General features: G+C 47.0%; 13 protein-coding genes and 1 tRNA gene. 2 read left to right on the forward strand and 12 right to left on the reverse strand.

Annotated elements, in window-relative coordinates; genetic code table 11:
* Positions 1 to 6 precede the first annotated feature (6 nt).
* The 12 genes from MoGM_RS03340 to MoGM_RS03390 form a co-directional block, all read right to left on the reverse strand.
* Positions 7 to 561 carry a DUF3575 domain-containing protein gene (locus MoGM_RS03340; RefSeq protein ID WP_104368762.1) on the reverse strand — a complete coding sequence of 185 codons (555 nt, stop codon included), beginning with the start codon at positions 559 to 561 and terminating at the stop codon, positions 7 to 9.
* 105 nt (positions 562 to 666) lie between these two features.
* Positions 667 to 1,848 carry a fimbrillin family protein gene (locus MoGM_RS03345; protein WP_104368763.1) on the reverse strand — a complete coding sequence of 394 codons (1,182 nt, stop codon included), beginning with the start codon at positions 1,846 to 1,848 and terminating at the stop codon, positions 667 to 669.
* Between the two features lie 25 nt (positions 1,849 to 1,873).
* On the reverse strand, positions 1,874 to 3,301 hold the full coding sequence (locus MoGM_RS03350; protein WP_104368764.1) for a fimbrillin family protein: 1,428 nt from the start codon (positions 3,299 to 3,301) through the stop codon (positions 1,874 to 1,876).
* A gap of 250 nt (positions 3,302 to 3,551) precedes the next feature.
* Positions 3,552 to 4,514, reverse strand: a complete 963-nt coding sequence (locus MoGM_RS03355; RefSeq protein ID WP_104368765.1) for a hypothetical protein — start codon at positions 4,512 to 4,514, stop codon at positions 3,552 to 3,554.
* 165 nt (positions 4,515 to 4,679) lie between these two features.
* The gene (locus MoGM_RS12955) at positions 4,680 to 4,835 is read right to left on the reverse strand and encodes a hypothetical protein (RefSeq protein WP_158249547.1); all 156 of its coding nucleotides are present in this window, start codon (positions 4,833 to 4,835) and stop codon (positions 4,680 to 4,682) included.
* 102 nt (positions 4,836 to 4,937) lie between these two features.
* Positions 4,938 to 6,266, reverse strand: a complete 1,329-nt coding sequence (locus MoGM_RS03360) for a hypothetical protein (RefSeq protein ID WP_104368766.1) — start codon at positions 6,264 to 6,266, stop codon at positions 4,938 to 4,940.
* Positions 6,263 to 7,615, reverse strand: coding sequence for a DUF3575 domain-containing protein (locus tag MoGM_RS03365; RefSeq protein ID WP_104368767.1), 1,353 nt, complete (start codon positions 7,613 to 7,615; stop codon positions 6,263 to 6,265). The genes MoGM_RS03360 and MoGM_RS03365 overlap by 4 nt, the downstream gene beginning before the upstream one ends.
* A 98-nt stretch (positions 7,616 to 7,713) precedes the next feature.
* Complete coding sequence (locus MoGM_RS03370; RefSeq protein ID WP_104368768.1) at positions 7,714 to 7,953, reverse strand: hypothetical protein; 240 nt, start codon at positions 7,951 to 7,953, stop codon at positions 7,714 to 7,716.
* A gap of 563 nt (positions 7,954 to 8,516) precedes the next feature.
* Positions 8,517 to 8,598 (reverse strand) — tRNA-Leu (locus MoGM_RS03375).
* 100 nt (positions 8,599 to 8,698) lie between these two features.
* Complete coding sequence (locus tag MoGM_RS03380) at positions 8,699 to 9,733, reverse strand: S41 family peptidase (RefSeq protein WP_104368769.1); 1,035 nt, start codon at positions 9,731 to 9,733, stop codon at positions 8,699 to 8,701.
* Positions 9,730 to 10,551 carry a DUF3316 domain-containing protein gene (locus MoGM_RS03385; RefSeq protein WP_104368770.1) on the reverse strand — a complete coding sequence of 274 codons (822 nt, stop codon included), beginning with the start codon at positions 10,549 to 10,551 and terminating at the stop codon, positions 9,730 to 9,732. The genes MoGM_RS03380 and MoGM_RS03385 overlap by 4 nt, the downstream gene beginning before the upstream one ends.
* Positions 10,538 to 13,291 (reverse strand): DNA gyrase/topoisomerase IV subunit A, encoded by a 2,754-nt coding sequence (locus MoGM_RS03390; protein WP_104368771.1) that lies wholly within the window; start codon positions 13,289 to 13,291, stop codon positions 10,538 to 10,540. Before MoGM_RS03390 ends, MoGM_RS03385 begins: the two co-directional genes overlap by 14 nt.
* 923 nt (positions 13,292 to 14,214) lie before the next feature.
* On the opposite strand from MoGM_RS03390, the gene MoGM_RS03400 reads away from it, so the two are divergent.
* On the forward strand, positions 14,215 to 15,756 hold the full coding sequence (locus tag MoGM_RS03400) for a glycine--tRNA ligase (RefSeq protein ID WP_104368773.1): 1,542 nt from the start codon (positions 14,215 to 14,217) through the stop codon (positions 15,754 to 15,756).
* On the forward strand, positions 15,757 to 16,392 hold the full coding sequence (locus tag MoGM_RS03405) for an FKBP-type peptidyl-prolyl cis-trans isomerase (protein ID WP_104368774.1): 636 nt from the start codon (positions 15,757 to 15,759) through the stop codon (positions 16,390 to 16,392). It begins immediately after the preceding gene.
* The last annotated feature ends 86 nt before the right edge of the window (positions 16,393 to 16,478 follow it).

The raw sequence follows: 16,478 nt of genomic DNA on the forward strand, positions 1-16,478 counted from the left end.
GAGATATTATTTGAGTATATATGTAACGGACACGCCTATTCTTGTCGGCAGTATGTAATAGCCTTTTGCATTGGTGCGTTGTTCGCCGTTGACGGAATAGTCCGTATCGTACTTATCGCCTACATAATATTCTTTGTGATTGTATGTTATCAGGCCGAAGCCTGCATGGCAATCGATATTCACCCTCTTGGTGAGCGAGAAAACATATCCGAAGGTCATGCCTACACCCAATCCGATACCTTCGTAAACCTTTCCGGACCATGTTATGTCGTATGAGGCGGCCAGTCCGCCGATACCGATAAACTCGCGGTGCATGGGCCGGCCGGAGAAATAATAGCGATATTCGGGTTGTACTCCCAATATGTGCATCGTCTTCCCCCAGGGATTACGGTTGAACAGCGCGTTCAGTCCCACCGTGGAGCGCTCGCCAACAACAAGTTCGGCACCAAGCGAAGGCGTTTGTGCCAGATCCATGAGCAGGTCTGTGTTCACAGCCACAATCTGTGCTTTGATTTGCGAACACATCGTTGCCAATGCAATGATGAGGAGTAATCGTTTCATGATTTTTATTCTTGGATAATGTTTTGTCTTTATTGTTTTTAATCTGCTTGTGTGCCCGAGAGAGGCACACAAGCAGATTGATAGTGAGATATGGTTCTGTTTGTATTAATATTGAACATCATATTCCTTGTCGTCTGTAATCCACGGCGCGAGGGTGGCATTGAGACGGATATCCTCTGGAGAATATATTGTGAGTACGACATTGTATAGTGTTCCGGCCTTTGTGAATTTACCTTCCTCGGAGGTCAATACCGCATCGGGAAACACGTCAAGCATTTTCTCTTCACCACCGGTTGCTTGAGCCAGTGTTATCCTCACTCTGTACTGCTGTTTCAGGCCGTTTGCGCCATCCGTGTTCAGTGGAGGCAGCATAATGCCTTGACCCAGTTCCTGTTTGGTTTCCGAAACCCGAACCGGTACGAATTCGCCGTCATTATCGCCACGCACGGTGTACTTGGTATCGGTAGCTTCCGTGATGCTGAGAGTGCCGTTGGCCTCTTTGTCGGTGGACGCGACGACGAGGCGTACTTTCTCCGGAACGTCACAGACCTCGACATTCTTGATGATCAGGTCTTTGGCTTTTTCATCGACAACCCCGCCTTTCATTCCTGCGATGCAATGAAACTGCACCTGGATGAGTTTATGTTCAAAAGCCATTTTGGCGGATGTGTTGATGTTTGCCGTTTCGCGGAAATACTTGGCACTGTATGCGTTTGGTGCGGTGTTGTCCGTATAACCGTGAATGACGTCTTCCTTGCCGGTGATGGGAATATCGGCATACACATTGTTGGCATCGCCTGTTATCTCTGTTGTTCTCGGATAATAGCCGTAGAACTGATATGTGAGCCAGTTTGATAGGGGATAATACTTTATTTCCTTTTCTGTCCCGTTATCGGCGTAAAACTCAATGTCCGTATATGCCGTGCCGTCTTCTGTCTTTGTCTTCTTTACGGCGTCGGCTTTTACATTGTCCAACAGTCTGTAATATTTGGCATGTTGATGCAAAGGGTCCCAGGTGATGGTTTTATCGAATTTGGTATTCTCGACAAAGCCGTTAGCCAAACAGAATATTCCCAAGTCGTTGGCTTCGAATGTATTTGTGCCGTCATCGGAGTCCAGAGCGGCACGAGTGCCGCCTGAACCTGATGAGAGTTGTATTCTAACGTCGCTGTTGCTTGGTATTACAGGTATTACCATGTCGTTCTCATTGTCGGAAGTATCGTCACTGCCGCAGCCTGTGAATGATACCAAAGCAACGCAAACTATTAAAAATATTCTATTTATCATATATATATAAACTTGGAGTTAAGGATTAATCCTGACCGATATTTATTTCACCGCCGTCTTCCCATGGAGCGAGTGTTGTTGTGACAACGATACGCTCGAAGCCGTATATCGTGATGATTACGTTATAAGACTTGCCAGCCTCAAAAGCAGCAATGCCTGTCGTCTCACCTTTCTTGACCAGGTCGGGAGTAATGTCGAGGGTATAAACTTTTGTCTTGAATCTGTAATCGTCTTCAGTGGCTTCCGAACCGTCTGCTATCGGGTTTTTCAATATTTTTTGTTTTACGGTGATTTCCAATGTATATTTATCTAGACCGGGACTTACGAGAAGGGCTTCTCCGATATTTTTAGCTGCTGATGCTCCGTCTATCCACATATTTGGAAAACCTGTTGCGGCTTCTGTCGGTAGAGACACATTGGCGTCTTCCACTTTTTTGTAATATTTTCCGTTCTCTTCTTCGTAACCGTCTTTAAGCACGCCACTTTCCTTTGCTTCCGATTCTTCCACCTCTACTTTTTTAGTGGCTGTGCGGTTTCTCAATGTTAGATAAGGAAGAAACTCTCCTTCCTCTGTCGTTATGCCTTTGACCGTTTCTGACTCTGTCTCGTTTTTAGACCATGTGATGTATTCGTCGTTCTCAGGAGCGTTTGCGGGCAGATGGGCAATGGTCAGTACGCCGTTTGTTCTTGATGAAAGTTTTATGCTCTCGACTTTTACAGCCGTTTCATCGGTATTGTTTTCATCTTTTGGACAAGAGTTCTCATTGCCGCCTTTGATCTGGAAAGTGAAGCGAGAGAGCAAGTGATTGAACAGAAGGTTGGGCTGGATGCCGTGACGGGCTGCCTTTGCAGAGTAGACATCCTCAGCTTTCACGGTGTTACTCTCACTTTCGATTATATTCCGGTCGGCGTCTGAAAGAAGTGTGGTCGCTCTCATGACGTCTTGCGTTCCGTCGATGGTGAAGTCTACCGTATAGGCCGTTTCTTCTGTGTTAAGAGCGGCCGGGCTGTTTTGTACGGCGTCATCCAGACGGTAGCCATAGAAATCGAAAGAACCTGATGGAGGATAATACTTGTATTCACTTTGCGGAAGAGTGGCTTCGCCTGTTGACTCTCCGTCGGGAGTTGTCATGATTGCATCTTTGTACAATGCTTCTGTAGGATTGTCTGTGCCGTCGGAAGTGGCTAATTTCAGAGTCCCTTTTCTGAACATAAATACATTTACGGATTGTCCGGACCATGCGTTAGGAGAAATGACGGTCTCTCCGTCCATAACGCCTCCCACGGTTCCTGTACCACGGGTCTGAACTTCCGATGCGACAGAAGCCACTCCGATTTTGATTGCCTCACGACTTTCATTGCCTGTAGCATCACCACTTGCGAAATCATCGCTTGACGAACATGCAGATAACATGCCTACGGCTGCGGCTGCATAGAAAAATAACTTTTTCATAAGGGTTAATTTAATTAATATTAAAGAATAACATTTCGTATTCCGTTATTTGTCTGAAAATCATATATAAGTTCGTATCTTCACTTTCATGCAGGGATTACTCTCCGCCTATTGAGATGTCTCCGCCGAATAGCCAACTGTCTATATTAGAGTTGACTTCTATCTTTTGCGGTCCGTATATCGCAATATTTATATTGTAAAGGTTGTTTGGCTTGAAATCTATTTTTTGGTCATCTGTCGGCAGGCTGTATTAGTAAACACGTTCTTCTTTATCGTCAAATCCGGGAAGGGAGCATGTGAAGTATATGCGTAGTGTGCATTTTCCCACTGCCGGTATGAGCAGGCCTGTTCCGGCTTCTTCCCGCTTTCGCTCTTTCCACGGCATGTTTGTGTATGAATCTTCCCACGGCAGTTTTAATCCCAAGAAATAAGGATCATTATAGTTGCCGGTGTCTTCGGTGTGGACATCTTCTTTATCTTCTGTTTTTGTGTCATTGGTAATGTCACCCGCACTGTCTGTCTTTTTCGTATCTTTTCTTATCCATAATTCTTTTCGGTCGCTTTCCTTTTTATCGTTCCAGGTCAAGGCCATGTCTTCCGCATATCTGCCGGCAACTATAAACTCGCCTTTATAAGGCAATTCAACCGATATGCGGGTGACGTTCACGTATTTGCAGTCGGCACTGCCCGGATAGAGGAAAAACTTTAATCGTGCCAGTTTGTGTTCAAGCGGTACTATCGGATAAATACCATGTCTGGCAGAGTATGTACTGAAACCGCGTGTATTCAGGATTCTACTGTATTCTGCGTCATCGAGATCGTTTTTTATATCAATGAAGTGCTTGTTGAGATATTCATCGTTCAATACGGGTGATGTACCGCACATTATGTCTTGGCTTCCGTCTATCTCAATATGATGCACAATCTTGTCGGCGGTGCGCTCGGTCATGGTCTCACTGTCGTCAATGTGGTATACAAAGAAATTGTATGCTCGATCGATATATTCCTTTTTGTTGCTGTAATTAAGTATCTTAGGATGCTCGGTGTAGTATCTGTCATATTGGAATACAAGCTCTTTGTTTCTGTTTGTATTCAATTTTGCCGGCATGCCTAATCGGTCATATCCGTCTACGAGACAGTGCCTGTGTTCTATATCCCGTTGACCGCCTGACGTTTTGAAGAATGATTGTGTCAGGTCGGTAGTCTCATCCACTCCGTTATGGAATGCGAATACATGAAAGGTGAATTTCTGCTCATCCTCTATCGGCCTTGTCTCGTTTCCATTCTCGTTTTTTTCATTTTCAAATACTCCTATTCCGCGTGTGTTGTCGTTTTTGACAGGGTTGGTCTCGAAGAATTTTTGTTCTTCAAGAAATACTTATACTTCTGTGGCATTATTGTTTTCATTATTGCTGATGTTTATCTCTTGATCGTAGTCGAGTCCCGGGTAAGACTCCGAGCCGCATGATATTAATATCGGAAGTATCATTGCCATGGTCGTAAGCAGGACCTGTATGTTTGTCTTTGCTGTCATTTATCTTTTATATTACACATTCATTAAATATATATGTATTTTGTTTGTTGGGGGTATGTCGGTGCGGATGTCATGCTTTGTGCGTGAGCGGCGTGACTTTAATCACAGTTCTATGTCAATGTCGTTGCCTTTTTTGTAAATCCACCCTTTTATACCTTCCGCCGACGGGCTTTCCAGCATTTTTTCGCCGTCTATGACTATTTCCGATTCAATGTCAATGGTGTGCTTTTTGCCTATGCGCCGTGCGTGATTTCCGTCTTCGGTGATTTCGATAAGATTTGCTTTTGTCAGTTCTTTATGTATATTCAGAATGCCTTGAATGCTTTTCTTGTGTTCCTTTCCGTTCTTGTTTATTGTACAGTATACTATGGCTTGCAGCATTCCTGGACCTATGACTGCCTCTTCATCATTGTTTTTCACAATGCTTGGCACGTTTATCTTTGCCGTGTATTGGGCATACTCGTTAGTCTTGCTGTCTTCCTCCATGCCGACAATATGGAACGGGAACATTATTTTGCTGGTTTTAGTTATGTCGATATATCCGTTTGATATGTTGATAGACTGCGGAATACCCGATACTTCTCCGAGTATACCCTCGATTTTGAAAGTGCAGTTGTCTGCCGATACTTTCCTTACCTTTATGTTTATCGTGATTGTTTGTGTGGCCTGTTGCGGACGGAATGTAATCGATTGGATATGTCCTTCAACGACGGGAGTAATGTTTACGCTGTCTATAAACAGCGGGCATGAGCTTGGCAACATGTATGACGAATATGAATTGAAGTCTGTCCACCCTTGAAATCCTTTGTCTTTCAATGGCTTGGATATCTTATCCATCTCATATGTTATCTCCCGGCTTGTTCTGTCGTATGTGTTGTATTCAAGGGCAAATCCCTCATTTGTCATGTTATTGTCGTCCGTTGAGATGAATTTGTCTATGTTTTTCATCTCCATTTTGTTTGTCGCTGTAAACGTGTAGAACTTATATTCTCCCGCTTTCACATCGAAGTCGCTGTATTTGTATACGGCCTTTTCCGTGTTCTCGCCGTTGTTCTCTTTATCGTTTTCGTCACTGTTTCCCATATTGCCTGTATCCGTATCGTCTTCTTTTTCCGTTTTGATTGCCGGAGACTCTTCGTGGGTATCTTGTAGAGGTAGCCGATTGAACACATACCGCCCTTTGCCTTCATTCGGTTCACCTTTCTTTGTATATATGGCCGCTGTCATCTTCCAATAGTTTATCACCCTGTTTGCTATTACGAACATTGAGTCCGGGCGTTCTATGTCAATGTCCGATAAATCCCAGTTGTATTCAAATCTCACTTGTGCCCTGTGTGGATGTTGTTCGGTCGGGCATATATCGACATCAGTGCATGCCGATATTAAGGTAGAGAACATAATAAGGAGAGCTGCGGTTTTTATATTTTTCATGGCCTGTCCTCCTTTCTTTCTTCTGTGGCAGATATTATTGGTTCTGTCGACGCAGATTGATTTTTATCGTTTGACGATGTCTCTGAACCGGATTTGTCTTTTTTCGTTTCTTTGTTTTTCTTGCTTTCCCGTTCTTTCGTTTTTATTCCTATTTCCGTCTTATTTTCTTTTTCAGACATTATACTGTCGTTTTTCCAGCCTGTCTGTTTCTCTTGATTTTCTTTCTTCCCGGCTTTTCCTTCATTTCCTGTTTGTTTTTTCATCTTGCGGTTTATCGCTTTTTGTGATTTAAGAAGTGCCGCTTGTGCTTTTTGTTCCCTTACTTTGATTTTGTTGAGCGAGTCAGTGTTGGCTCGTTCTATTGTCAACAACGAATCGTATACAGCCCAGAATTCCTTTCGTATCAGACCCTGAATGCTGTCGGTGTTGCGTACGTCGATATCATGCGCCACTTTAGTGAAATGTATGTTGTCATGTTTCTCCTGATATTTTGTGTCCACCTCGTATCTCCACCTGTACTTGCTTGTGCTCGGAGTTTTGCCTAGCCGGTATGTCAGGGCACATCGCAATTCGTTTATCATAGGCATTATTTGTCCGTCGGCGTGTCCTGTCGTCGGGTAGCAATTGCTTTCCCGGTCGAGTCGGTATTTGTCATAAGAAGTATATGTGACACCGATGGCTACACCAAGGTCTAAATCAAGACTGTGCCCGTTTCGGAATACATATAATGGTTTTACTATTCCGAACTGGTATCCGGCGCTTATGGCTGTTCCCTGTTTGCCGTCATTACCGAGCATCATAGAGTATTTGGTAAATGCGAGGTAGGCTCCGCGATAGAACATCGCGTTCGGGTGCTTGGATGTTTTATGGCGTGCCGAGAACGGTTTGTCCCATATATGCTTGTGTCGGTTGTATTTCCAGTTCCTGCTGTCTTTGTCGATCGTCTTTACTCTGAAATAGTTTCGGTAGTCTATTCTCGCCTCCGCTATATTATATACCGTTCCGGGATTGTAGGTGTGGCTTGTCTGCCAATTATATCTGATGTTTATGCCGAGAGTGTTTCTGTTGTAGTTCACGTTTTTAAGGTCAAATTCAATCCCAATGTTGGGTATGAGCATCAGCCAGTCTGCCGCATTGGTACGTATTCCGATGCGATCATTAAGCGTCAAGGTTTCTATACCCGATTTGCTGTCAATAAGCATCGGCTTTTCCGTTGGTATTACGGCCTCTATCGGCGGCTTCTTTGTTTGCCTTGCAGATTTCTTGTTTGTTTCTTTTGTCGTCTGGGCCTTTACCGGTATGGTTATAATAATTAGGAAGACTAATATAAGTCTTATTCTATTTGCCATTAAAAAATGATTTATGTATCAGGTACAAAATTAAGAATAATCCTTATGGGGGGGTAAAAAGAGTGTATCAGATTAATAACGTATGTGTAACAAATAAATCACGTTTTATCGGTGCTTTTATTGCGGTCTTCCTTTAGTTTGACGCAGTATGGATTAAAGAAGTTTTTGTCAAGAATAATGCTTATTCTATAAAGCATGGAGCAGTCGATGCTTTTTCTCCTGAAGATGCTGTATACGTTTGTTCTTTCACAGCATAGCATTCTCGCAAACCAAGAAACGCTGCGTTCTTGGTTTCTCAGTTCTTGTTCTATTAACTGCCCGATGTGTATTTCTTTCATATTGCCCGGTTTTTGCGTACATATCCAAATTGCATAAAAAGAAAAGTGTGAGCCTTTTTCCTCTATTATCCCCAAGAAAGGCTCTGGACTGCCTGCACAACGGACAATAGAACACAGCTCACACCTTGGGGATATATAAAACCTGATGGCATGGCATGCCGTCAAATATATAATCACACCAAGGATGAACGTTAGCGCTGTTCCGTATTGTGCATGAATTGTCCAGATTCATCTTAGAGGAACAAAGCATAAACGCTTCCTTAATATGTCTGCTGTTTACGGATAAACAGCAATGCAAAATTAAGAAAAGTTTATGAACTAACATTCTTTTGTGAGCTGTTTTTGCAAAATTACGAATATTTTTCAGGAAATAAGCAGGTAATGTCCGGAAACTGTAAAGATTTTACTTGGTTGTATAATTGTTTTCAACAACCGTCCGTATATAATCCCATGAATAATTATTTGTAAACTTTTTTACCCGTAAAATATGGTAGGGTAAAGTGTGGATGATATAATACAAAAAAAGGGTGTCCAAACCTAATGGATACCCTCTTTGACTAATGTGCGCCTGATAGGACTCGAACCTACACGTCGCAAAACACCAGATCCTAAGTCTGGCGCGTCTACCAATTTCGCCACAGGCGCATTTGCGAACTGTTGAAGACCGGCTCTCCGGTGTTGATTTCACATTTGCGGATGCAAAGATACGCAGAATTTGGGTATCGGCCAAATAAAAAAGGGATTTTTATTGCGATAGCAATACGCGGGCGTACTCTATTATCGTGTCATGTCCGCGTGCGAAGTCTCCGTCTGTAAGCGATACTTTGTGGTCGGGAGATATGCCGAATTCCGTCGATTGCTTGTTTCTGTCATACATCGGGCATGCCGAGAAGCGTACTCCCCATCCGTTTGGGAGCATGCTGCTGAATGGCAATCCGGCTCCGCCTCCCGTCCTGTCGCCTACGATAGTCGATTGTGGGGCGCATTTCATGTATTTCACGAACTCGTTGGCCGCACTGTATACTTTCCTGTTCGTAAGCACGCATACACGTTTCTGCCATCTTATATTTGAAGAGGGGCTGATGCGTTGCTCTTTCATCTCCGAGAAATCATTATGTCCCATGCCGGTCTTGTGCCTTATGTATCCCACTGTTGCCGGTTCGTTGAAGAACCGTGCCGCAAACCGCTCCGCTGTGGTCAGCGTCCCTCCGCTGTTTCCTCTTATGTCTATTATCAGTCCGCGGCAGGTCATCAGGTGCATGAACATCTCGTCGAGATTGCCTTCTCCTATGCCGTTTGTGAAGCTCTCGTATCTCACATAGCCTATGTTGTCGTCGAGCACTCGGTATTTCAATCCCGCCGCAATCTTGTAGTCTGTGCCGAGGTAGCGTCTCAACAGCGTGTCGCTGACGTTTGCCGGAAAGTTCTCGTGCCAGCTCCAGTATCGTGCGAAGTCATAGGATGTCGACAGGTTGACATGCCCGTCGCGCAGTTCGCCCAGCATGTCGGCCAGCACCTCGAAGAGTTGGTCGCTTGTCATGCCGTTGTTTATCCTCACTTTATATTTGTTGTATGTCTCGTTCCAGTCGAGGCCATACTCCTTGTTTTTGTAGTCGAAGAAACAATAATGCTCGTCTATAATCCTCCATAGTGCCTCGAAGTTGCCTTGCGGGGAGTTGTCATATTCCTCTTCGTCCACGCATGCTGTCATGGTCGCGGCGATGATAATTGCCGTCAGCATGGCGCGGCATACGTTCAGTGCGTTTTTTAACATGCTCATGGCCTGTAATGAATTAGTTTGAATTGCTTCACAAATCCTATCATGAACCTGTGCGAATAGACGTGCGATTTCAGATTGTTCACCTGTGCCTGGCGGTAATCGCCGAGGTAGCCTGCTCTCAGCGTCGTGCGCCTGCCAATGTTGACGTCTATGGAAATCATCTGTCTGAAATTGGGCATGCTGACAAGTGTTGTCGGAACGATGTTGTGATCGTAGTCACCTCGTGAAAATATTTCGTAGTACGATTGCCCGTAGTTGGGACTGAACATAATTCCGGCCAGCGGCACGTCGAGTTCGTAGCGTACGGCCAGCGGAATGTTTCCTGCCTTGAACCTGTATGTTGCTATTCCAGACGGCATAATGCCGATGCCCATTCTTGCCTGGGCCGGATTGTTTCCGTTTGATGTGTTGTAGATAAAGCCCAGTTCTGCGTTTGCCAGCGCTCCCGCCTGCAGTGTGAGCCTGTCGCCGAGCAGATCCCATCTTCGGTATTTGCCCCAGAAGAAACTATATGAGCCTTCCATTTCGTCTGCCGTGTCGCTGCGATTGTGTGTGAGTGACAGTCCGGCCTGATGCTGTATGACAGTGCTCCACCGCCTTTCCGGTTTGCGACGTTCGGTGACGGACAGGAAAGACATGCCCGTGCCGCTGAAATGTTCTTGCGAAAGATAAGTGTCGAGCAACTTGGTGGTTCCGGCTCCGATCATGTATGCAGACGTGGTTGTCCTGCCGTCTGCCACAGAGTCTGTCTGTGCCGATATTCCCGTGCAGCACAACAACAACAACAGTGCGGCGGGTATGGTTTTAATTGTTTTCATCAGGGAAAAGGCTCAACTGTCCGGTAATCTCGTCTATCACTTGCTGCTCCGACTTGCCTGCGTCGGGATCCATGTTTTCCGGTTGCGTTACCGCGCTGCCGGTGGCTTTGCCGTCGTCCGTTTTGCCGTTTCCGTCGTTTCCTTCATCCTGTTCGTTGTCACTCATGTCCTGTTCCGGCTCGGGAAATCTTATCGGTTCCAGCTCCTCTATGCTTTCTATGTGCCATGTGGTTATGCGCTTGCCTTTGGCCTTGAAGCCTTTTACGGCGATAAACTGTTCGGCATCTATCTCCAGCGGTTCCCGGAACTCGTCCGCTCCGTTGAACGTGACTTTTATCCTCGGGTAAACCTGGTCGGTGAGCAGCACCGGACGACTGTTGGCGTTGTCTCCCAGATAGCTTTGCTTGCGCCGTGTGGCCTCCATTTGGAAACGCTTTATATATGGGTATCCGTCATTGTCCGCATCGAACAGCACGGCCGTCCACACTTTGGCGGCATCGAATTTCTCTATTATCTTAATATTGTCCTCGTAGTGGTTGTTCACGTCGAAGTTGGTGAGATAGAACTCGCCGTTGGTCAGTATCACCAGTATCATGTCGTCGTCATTGAACTCTCCCAGCAGCGTGCCGTGGTCATCATAGTTCAGTCGCTTCACGTCGGCGTCGAACCAAACCTTGCGCCCGCCGAGCGTTGAGTGCCCGTGGCTCTTCAGTCCAATTCTGTTTACCTGTTTTTTTGTCAGAATGTTGCCTTTTGACGTGCGGCCTTTGATTATCACTTCCGAGAAGTCCTTTTCGAGGAATATGCTTGTCTTGCGTTTCGACTGCACCTCCATCGGGTCGAGCGTCACTTTGATAATCTCGGCCTCGCCGTTGGGATTGGCCGTGAAGTACATCACTTTCGAGCCCGGTGTGCCTGAGGTGAGGTCGTTCTCGCGGTCGCGCGATATTCCCGTCACGTTGAAGCGCTTGATGTAGCAAGGGCCTTTTCGGCCGTCTCGGTATACCACGTTGTATATAGTCCGCTTGTCGTTCTTTTTGAAAACGCCGAGATGCAGTATGTTTTTGCCCACGAATATCTTGTCGGCCACGCGCACCACCTTGTATTTTCCGTCTTTGTAGAAGATGATGATGTCGTCTATGTCGGAGCAGTTGCACACGAACTCGTCTTTTTTCAGGCTTGTACCGATAAATCCGTCCTGCCGGTTGATATACAGTTTCTCGTTGGCTTCTACCACCTTCGATGCCTCGATGGTGTCGAAGTTCCTTATCTCGGTGAGTCTCGGGTGGTCTTTTCCGTATTTGTCTTTGAGGAAAGTGAACCAGTTGGCCGTCACCTCCACCATGTTGGCCAGGTCGCGGTCGATATTGTCTATCTCGGCTTTTATGCGAGCCATGAGTTCCTCGGCTTTCTCCTTGTTGAACTTCAGTATGCGCTGCATCTTTATTTCAAGCAGTTTGAGAATGTCGTCTTTCGTCACCTCGCGCACCAGTTGGGGATAATACGGCGTGAGACGTTCGTCTATATGCTCGCACACGGTGTCCACGTCGGGCGCCTGTTCAAACTTGCGGTCTTTGTATATGCGTTCCTCGATGAATATCTTTTCGAGCGAGCTGAAATGATATTGTTCGAGCAGTTCGCCCTTGCGTATTTCCAGTTCCCGGCGGATGAGGTCTTTCGTACGGTCGACAGAGGCTCGCAGCACGTCGCTCACATTGAGGAATTTTGGCTTGTCGTCCTCTATCACACAGCAGTTGGGCGATATGTTCACCTCGCAGTCGGAGAAGGCGTAGAGTGCGTCGAGTGTCTTGTCGCTCGACACTCCCGGTGCCAGATGCACGATAATCTCCACCTGTGCCGCCGTGTTGTCTTCCACCTTGCGTGCCTTTATCTTGCCTTTCTCTATCGCCCTGAGAATGGAGTCTATGAGCGTGGCCGTGGTCTTTCCGTATGGTATCTCGCGTATCACGAGTGTCTTGCTGTCGCGCTTTTCTATCTTAGCCCTTACTTTGAGGCTTCCTCCGCGCTGTCCGTCGTTGTATTTTGATATATCTATGCTTCCGCCTGTGGGGAAGTCGGGATACAGCCGGAAGTCCTGGCCGTGCAGATAGCTCACGGCCGCATCGCAGATGTCACAGAAATTGTGCGGCAATATCTTTGAAGACAGACCCACGGCGATGCCTTCGGCACCCTGCGCCAAGAGCAGCGGGTACTTGACAGGCAGCGTGATAGGCTCTTTGTTTCGCCCGTCATATGATAACTGCCATTCAGTGGTCTTCGGGTTGAACACCGTGTCGAGAGCGAATTTGGACAATCGTGCCTCGATGTATCGCGGAGCGGCGGCCCGGTCGCCGGTAAGTATGTTTCCCCAGTTGCCCTGCGTGTCCACGAGCAGGTCTTTCTGTCCTATCTGCACGAGGGCGTCGCCGATGGAGGCGTCGCCGTGCGGGTGAAACTGCATAGTGTGTCCCACGATGTTGGCCACTTTGTTGTATCGTCCGTCGTCCATGCGTTTCATCGAGTGCAGTATTCTCCGCTGCACGGGTTTCAGCCCGTCCTCGATGTGCGGCACGGCTCTTTCGAGTATTACGTATGACGCATAGTCGAGAAACCAGCTCTGATACATGCCGCTCAGGTGGTGCACCGCCGATGCGTCGAACCTGTTTACCGGTGTGTAGTCGGAGTGTTCCCCGTTAATGTTCTCTTCGATAATCTCGTTGTCTGTAATCTCGTCGCTCATAAATATTGTTTTATCTCAAATTTGCCTCAAAGTTAATGATTTTTTTTCAGTCGGCCAAGTTTTGTGCCAAAAGCCTTTGTCGCAGGCAGTCCGTCGTCCGATTGCCATCAGGTGCCAGTAGGGTGTTTTAATTTGGCTGATGAAATCGCTGTGTTCTTTCAGTATAGGATAGTAGTTGTAAAAAAATATCCGCAAGCCGACAGCCCGTCGCTTGTGCATATTTATGCGGTTTGTGGGTGCGGTCGTAGGGAAAATCCTTTGCTTTTTGATAGAAATACGGTTGCCGGCGGCTGTTTTTGTGTCGGGATGGCCGTTGTCGTGCAACGGGCGGTCCGTTGCAATGCGTTTAGACACCCGTTGCCTTCCGTTTAGTATCCCGTTGCAAGGTAACGGGTATCCGAATGCAAGGCAATAAATGCCCTATAATCATTAATAATATGCAAAAAGCAACAGGCTCGCGACAATTAGTGTCGCGAGCCTGTTGGCAAAGCCACGGTCAAGGTGGCGTAATGGTATTAATATGTGACAGGCGGCAGCGGGGAGTGTGGCATCTCTCTTGCAGGTCAAAAATCACGGTGTCAAAATTTGCATATTTATGCGCTCGGGAGGTTCGGATATACGATCGTGTATGTCATGTTTGTAAAATTTTATCATAATCATGGGCGATAGGATGATTGTTCTTACCGGCAAATTTAGCAAAAAACGCATCGTCATGCAAGCATCATCACGATACACTTCGCTATATATCGGCGTGTAATTGGTATTGGCGGCAGGAGTGTGAATATGCGTCCTGTTGGCGTAAGACGCACATACTGATGAGTGTTTTTATCCTTTTGCCTCTCATTTTTATATGGAAAATACCCTTTACTCTCGTGAAAAAAAGGTATCTTTGCATGCAGATTTCGAAATTTACAAAATATATTATGGCACAAGAAGACGTTTTTAAGAAGATTGTATCCCATTGCAAGGAATACGGTTTCGTGTTTCCCAGCAGCGACATCTATGATGGATTGGGAGCCGTTTACGACTACGGTCAGAACGGTGTGGAACTGAAAAACAATATCAAGGAATACTGGTGGAAAAGCATGGTGCTGCTGCACGAGAACATCGTGGGCATAGACTCGGCCATATTCATGCATCCCACGATATGGAAAGCCAGCGGGCATGTGGACGCGTTTAACGACCCGCTCATCGACAACCGTGACTCGAAGAAGCGTTATCGTGCCGATGTGCTGATAGAGGACCAGATGGCCAAATACGACGAGAAGATTGAGAAAGAGGTGGCGAAAGCCCGCAAGCGTTTCGGAGACTCGTTCGACGAGGAACAGTATCTGGCAACGAGTCCGCGCGTGCTCGAGATCAAGCAGAAACGTGATGCGCTGCATGAGCGTTATGCCGAGGCAATGCAGGGTCCCGACTTGGAGGCTCTCAAACAGATAATCATCGACGAAGAGATTGTAGACCCTATATCGGGCACCAAGAACTGGACCGATGTGCGCCAGTTCAACCTTATGTTCTCCACGGAGATGGGAGCGTCTGCCGACAGCTCGAGCAAGATATACCTGCGCCCTGAGACTGCACAGGGAATATTCGTCAACTATCTCAACGTGCAGAAGACCGGCCGCATGAAGATACCTTTCGGTATAGCCCAGATAGGCAAGGCGTTCCGTAACGAGATTGTGGCGCGCCAGTTTATCTTCCGCATGCGCGAGTTTGAGCAGATGGAGATGCAGTTCTTCGTGAAGCCGAGCACCGAGCTTGACTGGTTCCCGAAATGGAAGCAGACCCGTATGGCATGGCATCAGGCTCTCGGCTTCGGAGCTGATAACTATCGTTTCCACGACCACGACAAACTGGCCCACTATGCCAACGCCGCCACGGATATCGAGTTCCGCATGCCGTTTGGTTTCAAGGAGGTTGAGGGCATACACAGCCGCACCAACTTCGACTTGTCGCAGCACGAGAAGTTCTCAGGCCGGTCAATAAAATACTTCGACCCGCAGAGCAACGAGAGCTACACTCCGTATGTGATAGAGACGTCTATCGGCGTGGACCGTATGTTCCTTTCCATCATGTGCCACTCGTTCGAGGAAGAGAAACTTGAAAACGGCGAGACACGTACCGTTCTCAAACTGCCAGCGGCCCTCGCTCCGGTGAAACTGGCCGTGATGCCGCTTGTCAAGAAAGACGGCCTGCCCGAGAAAGCCCGTGAGATAATAGACAGCCTGCGTTTCCACTTCAACTGTCAGTACGACGAGAAAGATACCATAGGCAAGCGTTATCGCCGTCAGGACGCAATAGGTACGCCATATTGCGTGACAGTGGATTACGACACGCTGAAAGACAACACCGTGACACTGCGTTTCCGTGACACGATGGAGCAGGAGAGAGTGAGCATCTCTGAGCTGAACAGCATCATCGAAGACAAGGTGAGCATTGCGAGCCTTTTGAAAAAACTGCAATAAATGAAGAAAACCAAGATATTAACGCTCGCCATGATACTGTTCTCGATAATGTTGGGAACGGCATCGTGCAGCGAGGAAGACGATACGGTAGAGGAATTTCCCGACTGGCAGGCTAAAAACAACACTTTCTTCAACCATCTGAGCGATTCGGTGAGCTCACTGCTCGCCGCTGACCCTGCACGGACGGATTGGAAAAGGATAAAAAGCTGGTCGAAGCCGTCGGATGTGGCAGGCGTCAACGCCGACTATATCATCGTTCACGTGGAAGAGGCCGCTGCGCCCGAAGTGACCGGGTCGCCCATATATACCGATACGGTTACGGTGAGCTATATGGGCAGACTGCTTCCTTCCGTATCTTATCCTTCGGGCTTTGTGTTTGACAGGACGTTCGAGGGGGAATATGACAAGGAGCTTAGCGCAAGTGTGAAATTCGCTATCGGCGACCAGAACGGAACCGGTCTTGTAGACGGTTTCGCCACGGCATTGCAGAACATGCGCCGAGGTGACCGTTGGACGGTGTACATCCCTTATCAGCTTGGCTATAAAAGTACGGCCAGTGGCGGCATTCCCGCATTCAGCACTCTCATATTCGAGATCGTGCTGCAAGACTATTGGGGAGCGAAAGAAGTTTCTTGAACAGGAGATTTTTAGGAGTTAAGGGAGTTCTTTTTTAGAGAAGTTAAGGGAGTTAAAGAAGTTGTCGCAGGCTGTCGCCTGCTTGA

The organism is Prevotella sp. MGM1 (assembly GCF_002933775.1).
Lineage (GTDB): Bacteria > Bacteroidota > Bacteroidia > Bacteroidales > Bacteroidaceae > Prevotella.

Bases quoted from the DNA above. Each gene is read 5' to 3' on its own strand.
- MoGM_RS03385 (WP_104368770.1), bottom strand. From the start codon at position 10,551: ATGAAAACAATTAAAACCATACCCGCCGCACTGTTGTTGTTGTTGTGC.
- MoGM_RS03390 (WP_104368771.1), bottom strand. From the start codon at position 13,291: ATGAGCGACGAGATTACAGACAACGAGATTATCGAAGAGAACATTAAC.
- MoGM_RS03340 (WP_104368762.1), bottom strand. From the start codon at position 561: ATGAAACGATTACTCCTCATCATTGCATTGGCAACGATGTGTTCGCAA.
- MoGM_RS12955 (WP_158249547.1), bottom strand. From the start codon at position 4,835: ATGACAGCAAAGACAAACATACAGGTCCTGCTTACGACCATGGCAATG.
- MoGM_RS03350 (WP_104368764.1), bottom strand. From the start codon at position 3,301: ATGAAAAAGTTATTTTTCTATGCAGCCGCAGCCGTAGGCATGTTATCT.
- MoGM_RS03360 (WP_104368766.1), bottom strand. From the start codon at position 6,266: ATGAAAAATATAAAAACCGCAGCTCTCCTTATTATGTTCTCTACCTTA.
- MoGM_RS03405 (WP_104368774.1), top strand. From the start codon at position 15,757: ATGAAGAAAACCAAGATATTAACGCTCGCCATGATACTGTTCTCGATA.
- MoGM_RS03345 (WP_104368763.1), bottom strand. From the start codon at position 1,848: ATGATAAATAGAATATTTTTAATAGTTTGCGTTGCTTTGGTATCATTC.
- MoGM_RS03365 (WP_104368767.1), bottom strand. From the start codon at position 7,615: ATGGCAAATAGAATAAGACTTATATTAGTCTTCCTAATTATTATAACC.
- MoGM_RS03370 (WP_104368768.1), bottom strand. From the start codon at position 7,953: ATGAAAGAAATACACATCGGGCAGTTAATAGAACAAGAACTGAGAAAC.
- MoGM_RS03380 (WP_104368769.1), bottom strand. From the start codon at position 9,733: ATGAGCATGTTAAAAAACGCACTGAACGTATGCCGCGCCATGCTGACG.
- MoGM_RS03400 (WP_104368773.1), top strand. From the start codon at position 14,215: ATGGCACAAGAAGACGTTTTTAAGAAGATTGTATCCCATTGCAAGGAA.